Below are 12,592 nucleotides of genomic sequence, written 5' to 3'. Positions count from 1 at the left end.
TCCGGGGTTCCGTCCGACGGCCTGGCGCGCCTAGTGACCGCCCTTGGGCGTCACCGAGACCGCGAGCGCCTCCGTGTACACGGCCTGGACCTGGTCGCCCTTGCGGATGCCCTTCAGCTGCTGCGGGTCTTCGACATGCAGGTCCACCATCCTGCCCTTTGGCCCCTTCAGGGTCACCTTGCCGGTCTTGCTGTTCACGGCGACGACATCGGCGGTCACGGTCACCTCGCGCCCGACCATGCCGCCGGGCTTGGCGCCAGGCGCGGCTCGGTCTTCCATCGCACGCTCGGTACTCGAACGCATGCCGGTCTGCTTGGTCAGGTTGACCGAAAGGGCTTCCTTGTATTCCGCCGTGACTGTGTCGCCGACGCGGAGCTGGTCGAAATTGCGCACCTCGTCCCCGACCTGCACGTCGGTGACCTTGCCCTGCTTGTTCTTCAGCGAGACCGTCCGCGTGGCGGGATCGATCGCCGTGATCGTCGCCGTGGACTTGACCGTGCCGGTCACCATGGCCGCGCCCACGCCGGAAGCCGCATCGACGCGGGTCTCCGGCTGGGCCATGGCCAGGTGGGATGCCGCGGCCAGGGCGGCGGCGACCAGTATCTTGCTGGAATTCATGCTTGGCTCCTTGCGCCAGGTTGGGAAATTCGGGCGGTGGATTCCGCCCTCGGGCTACAACATGCGTGCCGCCTCGTCCAGCAGCGTGGCCTGCGACAGCATGTCGGCCCGCGCGAACCGCACGATCGAAAACCACCGCACCAGCGGCGGATCGCCGGGCACGTGCGCACAAAGCAGTTCGAGGTCGACACCGGGCACGGTGCTGTCCGCCCCCAGCATCACGTTCACCTGGCTCAGGCGGATCTGGCGCCGCTGGACATGCATGCGGTTGGCGGCGTCGCCCAGGACTTCGCCCAGGCATTCGAGCTGCCGCTCGAGCGTGTCGCCGCCGTGGCCCAGCGCGGCCAGCTCGCCCTCGTTCTGCGCGATCTCGTCCCTGACTGACTGGACCGCCGCCCCGTCGGCCGTCTCGCCGCCCACCATCGAGCGCAGGCCAATGCCCTGGCGCTCATAAAGCTTGAGCTGCGCCTTGAGCAGGGCCTGCTCGCGCTCGAGCGTGTCGCGGCGGCCCTTGCCCGCCGCGAACTGCGCCATGGCCTCGATGGCGAACTGGTCCAGCATGCGCAGCAGGATCTCCGCGCGCAGCGCGGCGTCGGATTCGGCGCAGATCCTCAGCTGGTAGTCGCTGAACGACACCAGCGTCTGGGGCACGTCCGTGTGCATGACATCGCCTTCCAGCGCCACGCCCAGCGTGCGGCGCTCGGTCATGGCCATGCCGAGCACGGCATAGGCGTGTTCCGCGAACGGGGTACGGTCGAAGAACTCGCGCAGGTCCGGTGAACGGCTGAAGGCACGCACGACGTCCGCCGCGGTGCCGAAGTACGCGTGGATATGAGGATCGCTGTCCCAGGCGGCCTCGCTGGCTTCGCGCGGGGCGGGCAGTCCGCCCACGGTCGCGCGGACCGCTTCCAGCGCCGTGCGCAACCCCGGCGCCAGCCGCTTCTCGTAGTGCGAAACCAGGCGCAGGCGCGGGTTCAGCGCCGTCACGCGCGCAGTCATCGCGACGAGTTCCTTGTCGTCGCGGCGCTGCGGCTTACGGCCCTGCCGCTGGATCCACCGCAGAAAGCCCATGGCGGCGTTTGCCGGTGAGCCGCTTATGTCACCGGTAACGTTCGGCCATCACCATGGCGTTGATCTTGTGGCCCTTCCAGAACATGCCATGGACGCGCGGTTGCAGCTTGCGCAGCGCTTCGGGGGCGAGTTCGTTGAAGATCAGCGTCACGCCCGGATGCGTGCCGTCGCCCTGCACATGCTCGATCTCGTCGCAGGCCGGGAAGCCGTATTTGGTCAGGAAATCCCGAACTTCCTCGTCGGTGGTCCCGGCGTCGACGTTCCCCAGAAACAACACGGCCATGATCAATCCCCCGTTCGTCGCCACAAATGTGGCCGCATCCCCTGTATGTTCTAGCTCATCTTTGGTGAAGTACAAGGCATTCGGTGTGTAAAAGCCGGCTCAGCGCTTCGAGGTTTGCCGCTTCCAGTCCCCGTCCGGTGTCTGGCAGAACCATCCCGCCCAGCGTTCCTTGCGGCCGGATTGCGTCAGGTCGGAACGCACGCGGCGGCATTTTTTACCCTGCTCCGTCCGGCTGCGCTCGACCGTGAGCGTGCCGTCGATGGCCGGACGCCGGTTGACCGCGGGAAAGTGCACGGGCGCCGTGCCGCCATCCGGCAGGTTGGCGAGCGCGTCCTTGTAGAGCTGGATGTATTGCGGAACCTCGTCTTTCTGAAGGGTCCCGACGACGGTGTTTTTCAGGAAATGATCGAAATACGCGTGGACCGGCGACGTCGCCATGACGAGCACCAGCACGGCAGCCCGCGCATGGCGGGAATGGTTCAGACGCATGGAGGCCCCCCTCTCGAATCCCCGTCCAGGGCGTGCCGCTTTGACATACCGAGCCCGGCATCGCTAACCTTAGTCTAGCCCGCTGGACAGGCCAGCGGCATTCCCTTCCTCCGGAGACCCCATGCGCAAGCCCCTTCCGTTGTTTCTGACCGGCCTGATGGTGCTGGGCCTAGCCTCCACGGCCCAGGCGCAGACCGCGCCGGGCCAGGGCCAGGGCGCGGCCAACGCGATCTCCGAGGCGGTCCAGGGCGGCACCAACCCCTATCGCCCGCCCTCGGGCGGCAGCACCGATCCCGACGAAGCCAGGCGCGCCAAGTGCGAAGCGCTGAAGGATGAATTCAACGGGACCTCGAAACAGCGGAATTACCAGTCGTCGGGTACCGCCACGCATAACGCGCAGGGTCGCCCGATCCCGAAGATCGAACGGGACAAGAGCCGCAAGGAATTGCAGGAGACGTACCGGGCGAATTGCACGTGAGCCACGCCGTCAGGCAACTGGAATCTCCCGCCAGCGATCGGGCAGCGTCAAAAAAAGAAGCCCTCGGCCGGGGAGGACGAGGGCTGGAGTGGTATCGGATGTCCACGCCATGAACTTCCGGTCCCTGACTTTCCCATGACCTGTCAACGAAATCTACCCTGCAGGCGTGTCAGCAACCGCACTATTTCGGACAACCCGGGGCACCTGAATTCGTGGCACGCCGTGCCGTCCAAAGCCGCCGCGTCAGCGGCCGGGCTCCAGCCGCCGGTACTGGTGATAGTGGCGGATGGCCCGCTGGCTGTCCCCCAGCGCTTCATGCAGCCGAGCCGCGTTGTAGTGCGCGTCCGCAAAATCGGGAGCCAGCGCAATACAGGCATGGTACTCAGCCAGCGCCGCCACGGCATCGCCGCTATCCTCCAGCGCCACCGCCAGGTTGAAGCGAATCAGCGGCGCATCCGTGCCTTGTTCGAGTGCGGTTCGATACAGCGCGATGGCTTCGTCGAACGCGGCGCGCTCGCACATCATGTACCCGAGATTCACGTAAGCATCGACCAGCCCCGGCTCCGCGGCGATGGCCTGCCGGTAGACCGCCGCGGCTTCGTCGGATCCTGCGCGCTCAAGCTCCTGGGCCATCTCGAACAGCGTATAGCCATCCATCGCTGCCGCCGGCGTCCGCGTCGTCGGCGCCCCGATCGTCACCACGCGGGACGGACGCTCGCGCGCGTCGAAATCGATGATCCGCTGGCCGGTCTCGACTTGCCACTGACCGTGGGCGTCCCGGGCGGCAACGGTGCCGCCATGCGCCGTAATGCGGACACCGGTCAGGGGCCGACCGGCTTCCAGGCTTTCGAGCTTCTTGAGTGACCGGACCACACGCCGCGTGGGCACGTTCGCGGCGCGCAAGGAATGGGCGGTACGGAACAGCAGCAGGTCCTGAAAGGAAAAGCGGTACGTGTTGCCGCGGTCACGCCCGGGCGTCACCACGCCGGCCGTCAGCATGGCATTGACCACGGAACGCGAAATGCCGACCAGGGCCAGCACGTCGCTCAATGTGTAAGACTGCATGCTCACGCCTTCTTCGCCGCACGCTTGGGAACGGCCGCCACGGCGGGCGCGGTTCGCCTGGCGCCCTTTCTCGGCGCCGACGATTCTCCCGTCGCCGCCTTCACAGCGGCGGTCTTGGCAGCCGGCGCCGTCCTCTTGCCGGCCGACAAGCTCTTCTTCAGCGCCTCCACCAGGTCAATGACCTGGCCGGACGGCGAGACCTCGACCGGTTCCGGCGAAACGATCTGCTTGCCGGCGATCTTTGCATCGATGGCAGCCAGGACGCGTTGCTTTTCCTCATCGCGATACTGGCTCGCATCGTAGTGATCCTCCGAGGCCTGCTCGATCAGCTGGATCGCCAGCTTCAGTTCCGCGTCGGACACCGCGACTTCCTCGACATGCAGGTCGACGATCGACCGGATTTCATCGGCAAACAGCAACTGCTGGAAGACCAGGCCGCCCTCGATCGGCCGGATCTGTACCATGTGCGACTTGCCTTTCGCGGCCCACTTGGCGATGGCGCACCGCCCGGTCTTGGCCATGGCGGCACGCAGCAGGCTGTACGGCTTGCCGCCACGCTTGTCCGGCGCGATGTAGTAGGTCTTGTCGTAATAGATCGGGTCGACGCCCTTCTCCGGCACGAACGCGACGATCTCCACGAGGTGGCTCGCGCCTTCTTCGAGCGCCTTCAGTTCATCGGGACTGAAGATCACGAACTGGTCCTTCTCGAATTCGTAGCCCTTGACCATCTGGTCGCGCGGGACCACTTCCCGCGTCTGCTCCGACACATACTGCTGCTTGAGCCGCGAGCCTTCCTTGCTGAGCAGGTTGAAGCGCACCGCGCTTTCGGAATCTGTCGCCGTGTACAGCTTGACCGGAATCGACACGAGGCCGAACGACAGGGACAGGGATGCCAGTGATCGCGCGGCCATGATGCACTCTCCACGTCACAAACTAAAAACCATGCGCGCTCAGGCCAGGTGCTCGATCGCGCCTTCCAGGGTCTGGGGGGATGACCAGAAGCCACTCCACGGGTCGCCGGTGCGGAAGCTGAGGTATTCCCGAGCGTTCCCGACGTTCCATTGATCCGCGCTTTTGAGCTGCAGCAACTGGTCCCATGATACTGGCATCGACACCCCCATGCCTGGCCGGGCGCGCGCCGAAAATGCCGCTGCCGTGGTCTGCCCGGTGCCGTTGCGCAGGTAGTCGACAAAGACCCGGCCCTTGCGATTGCTGGGGCCGGACCTCGCCACGAACCGCTGCGGAATGGCCCGCGCCAGGTGCATGACGGCCGCTCGCGAGAAGGCCTTCACGGTATCGTAGTCAAGCGCCGGAGCGAGTGGCACGACGACGTGCAAACCCTTTCCGCCGCTCGTCTTCAGCCACGCCTGCAGGCCCAGTTCGCCCAACAGGGTCTGCACGAGCAAGGCGGCCTCCTGCACGTGCTGCCACGGCACGCCTTCCCCGGGGTCCAGGTCGAAGATGACGCGATCCGGCTGGAGCAGGTCTGCGGTCGTCGAATTCCAGGTGTGGAACTCGACCACGTTAAGCTGCGCGGCGGCGACAAGCCCGTCGGCCGACTCCACCGTCAGCAGGCGGCCGTGTCCCGGCCACAATGCCGCAGGTTGTTCGGTCAGGCCCGGCAAACTCGTGGTCTCGGCATGCTTCTGGAAGAAGACCTCGCCGCCGATGCCGTCCGGTGCCCGCAGCAAGGCCACGGGGCGCAGTGCGAGATGGGGCAGCATCCACTCCGCCACGCTCTCGTAGTAGCGCACCAGCTCGAGCTTGGTGGTGCCGGTCGAGGCATCGATCACGCGCTCGGGGTTGGTGACCTTCACGTTGGTGCGCGATGGCGTGGGATCGACCCGTACGGCTTCGCGCCGGACGTCGCTCGCCGGCGTTTCGCCGCGCAGCGCCTTGAACGATGCCTGGCGCACCTGTCCCGATGACGTCCATTCGGCAAACTCGACTTCGGCCACGAGCGATGGCTTCACCCACTGCGGCGCACTGGTCCGCGCCGTCCCCCAACGGCTGCGCCGAATGGTGGCCGGTGGAAACGGGGCCGCTTCGGTCGCGAGCCTTGAAAGCTTGTTCCGCAGGGTCGCGGCAGTCTTGCTGTCCCACCCCGTGCCGACATTGCCGGTATAGCGCAGTTGGCCGTCCTCGTTCACGCCAAGCAGCAAGCTGCCGATTTCGCTCGGGGCGCCCTCCCGCTCCGAAAAGCCGCAGATGACAAATTCCTGTCGCAAGCGGCATTTGGCCTTGAGCCAGTCGGCATTGCGCGATGAGCTATAGACGGAATCGGCCCGCTTCAGCATGACGCCCTCCAGGCCAAGCTCGGCCGCGGCCTGGAAGACCTGTGCCGCGGGAGCGTCAAAGCTCTCGCTGAAACGAACGCGGTCCGAGTGCTCGCCGATCAGCCGGGCCAGATGCGCGCGGCGCTCGCGCAAGGGCACGCGGCGAAGGTCGCGCCCTTCCCAGTACGGAACATCGAACAGGAAGTAGACGATCGCGTCGTTCTGATGCCCGTCGATCGCGTTCTGCAACGCATTGAAATCCGGCAAGCCATCGCGCAGCACCACGATTTCACCGTCAAGCCAGCCCTCGGAAATATCGAGCTTCTCGACTTCCTTGGCAAGGCTGGCCAGCTTGCGGGTCCAGTCATGGCCGTTGCGCGTGATCAGGTGCACCTTGGCGTCGACGATCCGTGCGAGCAGCCGGTAGCCATCGAACTTCGTCTCGATGATCCATCCGCCGCCTGATGGCAGGCTGGCCGTCGGCGTGGCAAGCTGCGGTGCGAGGCGCGCCGGCAATGGCGCGTTCACGGCCGCCGAAAGATCGGCTTCGTCCGGCTCCTTCACGCCGCGGCTGTTCTCGCGCTGCTCGACCGATCCGAGCGGATGCGCGACCACGCTGTCGGGCAGGGCCGTGATGACATCGAACTCCGCGTGAGGCCGTGCCCACTGATCGCGCTTCTTGAAAAGCATCCACTGGTCGTCGGCCTCTCCGGGTTTCGAAATCTTCACCAGTTCCCAGCGGCCCGCCAGTTTCTGTCCATGCAGCGCGAATTCCAGCTTGCCTTTCGCCATGCCAGCCTGGGCATCACCGACGGGTTCCCACGTGCCGTTGTCCCAGACGATGACGGAGCCGGCGCCGTATTGCCTGGGCGGAATCGTTCCCTCGAAGCCGGCATAGTCGATCGGATGGTCCTCGACGTGGATCGCGATGCGCTTGTCGGACGGGTCAAAGCTTGGCCCCTTGGGCACCGCCCAGCTCAGCAGCACCCCATCGAGTTCAAGACGGAAGTCGTAATGCAGGCGCCGCGCCCAGTGCTTCTGGATCACGAAGCGCAGCGGCTTCGTCGGGGAGCGGCGGGTACGCTTGCGCGCAGCCGGCTCTTCCGTGATTCGAAAATCACGTTTGTCGCGGTAGCGGGCAAGCGAATCGTGCGCCATGTGAACAGCATAGGCGCGAGCATGCGAGGGGCGTAGCCGGCGTTCTCCTACCTGGGCGTCAGAAAATCAATCAGTCGATCACAATCGCGCGGCGGCCGGCGTTGCCGCTACTGTGGCGCTGTCGCGGTCTTCCTGCTGATCCACAGCAAGGCGGCACTGCCCACCAGCGTGAGCGCGACGATCGGCAGCAGCGCCAGCCCGTAGCTTCCCGTCGAAGCCTTGATCAGGCCGATCAGCGAGACCATCCCGCCACCGACGAGATTCGACGCGGCATTGATCCCCGCCAGCCCCGCCGCAGCGGAATCGGAATCGAGCCAGCTCGACGACAGCGTCCAGAACGGTCCCTTGAACGAATAGGCGCCGGCCAGCGCCAGGCTAAGTCCGCCAAGCGTGGGCAGCAGCGACGGCGCGACCAGCGTCGTCAGCAGGCCGAGCGCGATGCAGGCGAGCGGAATGGCGGTATGCCAGCGGCGCTCCGCGGTCTTGTCCGAATGCCGTCCCCACAAGACCATAAGCACACAGGCCAGTCCGTACGGCAGCGCATTGACCAGCCCCGTCTCGAACGTGGTCAGGCCGAACGACTTCAGCAGCTGCGGCTGCCACAGCGAGAGCGATGTGCCCGCAGCCGATGCCCCCGAGCACACGATTGCCATCACCAGGAAGTGCCGGTTGCGGAGCAGCTTCCAGATCGATGCCTTGCCCACCAGCTTCTTGCCCGCGCGTTCACCGTCCATGCGGCTTTTCAGCCAGCCCTTCTCTTCCTCGCTCAGCCACTTGGCGACTTGCGGGCGATCCGTCAGCACGAACAGGCAGGCGATGCCGAGCAGCACGGTCGGCAACGCCTCCAGGAGGAACAGCCACTGCCAGCCGTTCAGCCCCATGAAGCCATGCACGTGCAGCAGCGCCGCCGACAGCGGCGAGCCGAGGAAGCTGGCCAGCGGGATCGACACCATGAACGTGGCCACGATGCGCGCCCGGTAGGCGGACGGAAACCAGTACGTCAGGTACAGGATGACGCCCGGAAAGAAGCCTGCCTCCGCCGCGCCGAGCAGAAACCGGATGGTATAGAACGAGGTCTCGCCCGACACGAAGGCCATAGCCCCCGACACCATGCCCCACGAGATCATGATGCGGGCAATCCAGCGCCGCGCCCCGACCTTCTGCAGCGCGAGGTTGCTGGGCACCTCGCAAAGAAAGTAGGACACGAAGAAGATGCTGCCCCCCAGGCCATAGACGGCGGCGTTGAATCCCAGGTCCTTGTTCATCTCCAGCGCCGCGAAGCCCAGGTTCACGCGGTCCAGCAGGTTGAAGAAATAGCAGACCATCAGGAACGGCACGATGCGCCAGGTAATCTTCCTGATCGTGTCGGCTTCCAGATTGGCTTCTTGGTGCTCGGCAACTGCGGTATACAACGTCTTGCTCCGGTGATGATGCGAAGGGATAGAGGCAGGTCGGGTTGTGGACGGATCGGATATTGCCTATTCCAGCGTGATATGGGCGGCTTGGGCGGTTTGCGTCATGCCGCGCGCCCTTCGTGCACCGGCGCACCGCCTTCCGGCATGTCGGCGCACACGATTGAGCCCGTGGTCGATTCAGTCATCAGAAGGGTCTTGCCGTCGGCGCCGCCAAAGCAAAGATTGGTCAGCGACGCGCCGATGGGCGTGCGAATCACCTCGACCGGTTCGGCGCGATGGTTCAGCACCCAGACATAGCCGAGCCCGGGATTTGCCACCAGCAGGTAGCCGTCCGCGCGCATTGCCAGGCCATCCGGGCCACTGGGCCCATATGACGTAAAGAACTGGCCGACCTTGCTGACCGAGCCATCGGCTTGCAGCGGCACGCGCCATACACAGTTGCCGCGCGTCATGGCGACGAACAGTACTTTTTCATCGGGCGACAGCACGAGCCCGTTCGGGCTGGGACAGTTGTCCAGCAGCAGGTCGAGCCTGCCTTCGGGCGCCAGGCGATAGACGCGGCCGGTGGGATCATGCATGCCGGTCTGCCCCTGGTCGGTGAAGTACAGGTTGCCCGCCGAATCGAAAGTCAGGTCGTTGACGCCCCGAAAGCGCTCGGAATTCCTGCGCTCCAGGAAAGGCGTGACCGCACCGGTGCCGGCGTCCAGCCGCATCAGGCCGTTGCGGTAGTCGGTGATCAGGAAGTCGCCGCCGGCCATGCGTTTCATGCCGTTCGGCTCGCCGTCGTACTCGGCCGCCAGTTCCCAATCGCCCTGCAGCGACACGCGGAACACACGGCCGTAGGGAATATCGGTCACCCACAGATGGCCATCCGCCCACACGGGGCCTTCGAGGAACGAATCGGTGACTGCGCCGCCGCGATTGGCTCGCGACCAGGCATTGTCCCGGTCCCGCCGGCGAAACGATTCCGGCAGGCGGGTAAGCACCGTTGCGTCACGGACGTTGGGTGGCTGAAACAGCAGCATCATGGCTCTCCGCGGGTCGTCCGGCTATTGCTTTTCGATGTTGGCCTTCTGTGCAACGGTAGCCCACTGCGCGGTTTCCCGCTGGATCAGTTGCGCGAAGGCGGGGCTGTCCAGGTTGCCCGGCTGCGCACCCATCTGCGCAAGGAAATCCTTCATGTCCGGCGCCTGGAGGGCCTTCTGGATTTCAGCCTGCAGACGGGCAATGACCTCCCTGGGCGTGCCCTTCGGCGCGGCCAGGCCCGACCAGTTGAACAGGCTGAAGTTGGGCACGCCGGCTTCGGCAAACGTCGGCACACTCGGGAACACATCGACACGGCCCTTGCCGCTGATGGCCAGCAGCCGCATCTGCTTGCCCTTGACCGGCGCCAGCGCGGTCGGTGTGGACACCACCAGCAGATCGACGCTGCCGCCCAGCAGGCCCACCATCGCTTCGCCGGCGCCCTTGTACGGCACGTGCATCAGCTTGATGCCGGCCGCCTGCTGGAAGGCCTCGGCGGCAAAGTGCGGCGAGCTGCCGGGGCCGCCCGTGCCGAACGTCACTTCCCCGGGATGCGCCTTGGCAAAGCTCACCAGCGACTGCAGGTCCTTGAAGCGCGAATCGGCCTTGACGCCGAGCACGACCGGCGAGAACGCGAACGGTGCAATCGGCACCAGCGCAGTCTGGTGATCCCAGTTCAGCTTCCTGAATACATAAGGCAGCGTGGTGTACGAGTTGTCGTTCGCCAGCAGCGTGTAGCCATCCGCGGCAGCGTTGACCACTTGCGACGTGCCGATGGTGCCCGACGCACCGGGCTTGTTCTCGACCACAAAGCTCTGGCCCGTCTGCACCGTGAGCTTCTGCGCGATCTTGCGCGTCACCACATCGACGGCGCCGCCTGGCGGATTGGGCACGACAATGCGTACGGGCTTGTCGGGATAGGCCGCGAATGCGGGTGCCATGCCACCACCAAGCAGCGTCGCGACGAGGACAAACAAAGGGAATGTGCGATGAAACATCGTTGTCTCCTGCGGTCGCGTTGATTGCGGCGGCCCGACCACGGGCCGGGCCAGCCACGCGACGATTCTTTTTTCAGTTCAAGCCGGCGTTGCCGCGCCCTGCAGCACTGCGATCACATTCTTCGCAGCACCCACGCCCATGTTCACGTAGGCCGCGTCGCTGACGCCGCCAATATGCGGCGACAGGATCAGGTTGGGCACCTGCTGGAACGGATGCGGCACCGGCATCGGTTCGACGGCAAAGCTGTCTAGCCCCGCGGCGTACAGCTTGCCGCTCTCCAGTGCCTCGACCAATGCCGGTTCATCGATCAGGCCCCCGCGCGCCGTGTTGACCAGGATGGCGCCGTCCTTGAACGTGGCCAGCGTTGCGCGGTTGAGCATGCCGCGGTTCTCGTCGGTCAGCGGGCAATGCAGCGACACGACATCCGATTCGCAAAACAGTTGCGCCAGGTCGACCAGCGTGACGCCTTCCGGCACCGTCTTGGCAAACGGATCGAAGGCGATCACGTGCATGCCCAGTGCCACACCGGTCACCGCCGCACGACGTCCAATCTCGCCGAGGCCAACGATGCCCAGCGTGCGGCCGTTCAGCTCGATGGTCTTGTGCGTCGACTTGTCCCAATGGCCGGAGCGCATGCGGTCGTTCAGTTGCGGCACCGCTTTCGCGCACGCCAGGATAAGCGCCCACGCATGCTCCGCCACGGCCGCCGCGTTGGCGCCCACCGCGGCCTTCACCGCGATGCCGCGCCCGGCCGCCGCCTTCTGGTCGATCGCGTCGATGCCGCTGCCATGCTTGGAGATGACCTTGAGCGACGGCGCGGCATCCATCACGCTGGGGCCGATCTTGCCGTAGCGCACGATGATCGCGACCGGATCCTTCTCCTTCGCCATCGCCACGACGGTCTCTTCGCTGCACTGCTTGCCCGCGAAGCACACTTCGAAATCGTTGAGCAACGCGAGCGCCTGCGGCGCCAGGTCGTTGCCCGTGACCAGCAGGACGGGTTTCTTCACGGCACTCACAGCGTTTCACCCTCGGCCAGCACGCCTGCCGCGCGCAGTTCCTTGTCGAGCCAGCCCGGACGCAAGTCGCCCGCGCGGATCGCGGCAATGCGCTTGGCTTCGGCATCGACCTTCTTCTGCGCCAGTTCCAGGATGGCCGGCACGTCTTCGCGCGGGATCACCACCACGCCGTCGGCATCGCCGACGATCAGGTCGCCGGGGTTGATCGCCACGCCAGCCACGGAAGCGGGCCAGTTCACCAGGCCACCGATGGCCTTGGTGGGGCCGCACGGGTTGGTTCCGGCGGAGAACACCGGGAAATCGCCATGGGCCAGTTCGTGCGAATCGCGCACTGCGGCGTCGATCACGAAGCCGGCGACGCCCGAGGTTTGCGCCTGGGTCGCCATGATCTCGCCGCACAGCGCGGCGGTCTGGTCGCCCTTGCCGTCGACGACGATCACATCGCCGGGCCTGGCCAGCGCCAGGCCGACGTGGAACATCAGGTTGTCGCCAGGACGCACTTCCACGGTCAGCGCCGGGCCGGCCACCTTCATCGACGGCGACAGTCCCTGCACGCGAGCGTTCAGCGTGCCGCGACGGCCCACCACGTCCGCCAGGATGGCGGCCTGGAACTTCGAAGCACGCTCCACCAGTTCAGGCGAGACGCGCTCGAAATCGCGACGAATCGCGGCGGATGCTTTGGCTTGGTTGCTCATGTA

General features: G+C 65.7%; 13 protein-coding genes. 1 reads left to right on the top strand and 12 read right to left on the bottom strand.

Annotated features, from left to right (window positions below):
- Positions 1 to 30 precede the first annotated feature (30 nt).
- The 4 genes from AC3FKH_RS23135 to AC3FKH_RS23120 all read right to left on the bottom strand — a co-directional run bounded on the left by AC3FKH_RS23135 (position 31) and on the right by AC3FKH_RS23120 (position 2,461).
- A complete protein-coding gene (locus AC3FKH_RS23135; RefSeq protein ID WP_488678104.1) occupies positions 31 to 618 on the bottom strand; it encodes a hypothetical protein in 588 nt (195 codons plus the stop codon).
- Between the two features lie 54 nt (positions 619 to 672).
- Complete coding sequence (locus AC3FKH_RS23130; protein ID WP_488678102.1) at positions 673 to 1,689, bottom strand: hypothetical protein; 1,017 nt, start codon at positions 1,687 to 1,689, stop codon at positions 673 to 675.
- A gap of 28 nt (positions 1,690 to 1,717) precedes the next feature.
- Entirely contained in the window at positions 1,718 to 1,972 is a 255-nt protein-coding gene (locus AC3FKH_RS23125; RefSeq protein ID WP_488678100.1) for an RNA recognition motif domain-containing protein, read from the bottom strand.
- A gap of 99 nt (positions 1,973 to 2,071) precedes the next feature.
- Entirely contained in the window at positions 2,072 to 2,461 is a 390-nt protein-coding gene (locus AC3FKH_RS23120; protein ID WP_488678099.1) for a hypothetical protein, read from the bottom strand.
- Between the two features lie 121 nt (positions 2,462 to 2,582).
- On the opposite strand from AC3FKH_RS23120, the gene AC3FKH_RS23115 reads away from it, so the two are divergent.
- Positions 2,583 to 2,939 carry a hypothetical protein gene (locus AC3FKH_RS23115; RefSeq protein WP_488678098.1) on the top strand — a complete coding sequence of 119 codons (357 nt, stop codon included), beginning with the start codon at positions 2,583 to 2,585 and terminating at the stop codon, positions 2,937 to 2,939.
- A 243-nt stretch (positions 2,940 to 3,182) separates the two neighbouring features.
- Here the strand turns inward: AC3FKH_RS23115 and AC3FKH_RS23110 are convergent, their stop codons facing one another.
- The 8 genes from AC3FKH_RS23110 to AC3FKH_RS23075 form a co-directional block, all read right to left on the bottom strand.
- Positions 3,183 to 4,004, bottom strand: a complete 822-nt coding sequence (locus tag AC3FKH_RS23110; RefSeq protein WP_488678096.1) for a tetratricopeptide repeat protein — start codon at positions 4,002 to 4,004, stop codon at positions 3,183 to 3,185.
- A 2-nt stretch (positions 4,005 to 4,006) separates the two neighbouring features.
- A complete protein-coding gene (gene ku / locus AC3FKH_RS23105) occupies positions 4,007 to 4,915 on the bottom strand; it encodes a non-homologous end joining protein Ku (RefSeq protein ID WP_488678095.1) in 909 nt (302 codons plus the stop codon).
- A 39-nt stretch (positions 4,916 to 4,954) separates the two neighbouring features.
- Positions 4,955 to 7,438, bottom strand: coding sequence for a DNA ligase D (gene ligD, locus AC3FKH_RS23100; protein ID WP_488678094.1), 2,484 nt, complete (start codon positions 7,436 to 7,438; stop codon positions 4,955 to 4,957).
- A 107-nt stretch (positions 7,439 to 7,545) separates the two neighbouring features.
- Positions 7,546 to 8,850 (bottom strand): MFS transporter, encoded by a 1,305-nt coding sequence (locus AC3FKH_RS23095; protein WP_488678092.1) that lies wholly within the window; start codon positions 8,848 to 8,850, stop codon positions 7,546 to 7,548.
- 104 nt (positions 8,851 to 8,954) lie between these two features.
- Positions 8,955 to 9,878: an SMP-30/gluconolactonase/LRE family protein gene (locus tag AC3FKH_RS23090; protein ID WP_488678147.1), complete on the bottom strand. Its 924-nt coding sequence runs from the start codon at positions 9,876 to 9,878 to the stop codon at positions 8,955 to 8,957.
- Between the two features lie 24 nt (positions 9,879 to 9,902).
- The gene (locus AC3FKH_RS23085) at positions 9,903 to 10,874 is read right to left on the bottom strand and encodes a Bug family tripartite tricarboxylate transporter substrate binding protein (protein ID WP_488678090.1); all 972 of its coding nucleotides are present in this window, start codon (positions 10,872 to 10,874) and stop codon (positions 9,903 to 9,905) included.
- 78 nt (positions 10,875 to 10,952) lie between these two features.
- Complete coding sequence (locus AC3FKH_RS23080) at positions 10,953 to 11,894, bottom strand: hydroxyacid dehydrogenase (protein WP_488678089.1); 942 nt, start codon at positions 11,892 to 11,894, stop codon at positions 10,953 to 10,955.
- Positions 11,891 to 12,589, bottom strand: coding sequence for an RraA family protein (locus AC3FKH_RS23075; protein WP_488678087.1), 699 nt, complete (start codon positions 12,587 to 12,589; stop codon positions 11,891 to 11,893). Before AC3FKH_RS23075 ends, AC3FKH_RS23080 begins: the two co-directional genes overlap by 4 nt.
- Positions 12,590 to 12,592: the final 3 nt, after the last annotated feature.

The sequence above is a fragment of the Cupriavidus sp. 21MJTG02-4 genome, from assembly GCF_057798975.1.
Note: the sequence above shows the minus strand (reverse complement) of the source record. Positions and strands in the feature narration are given on the sequence as shown.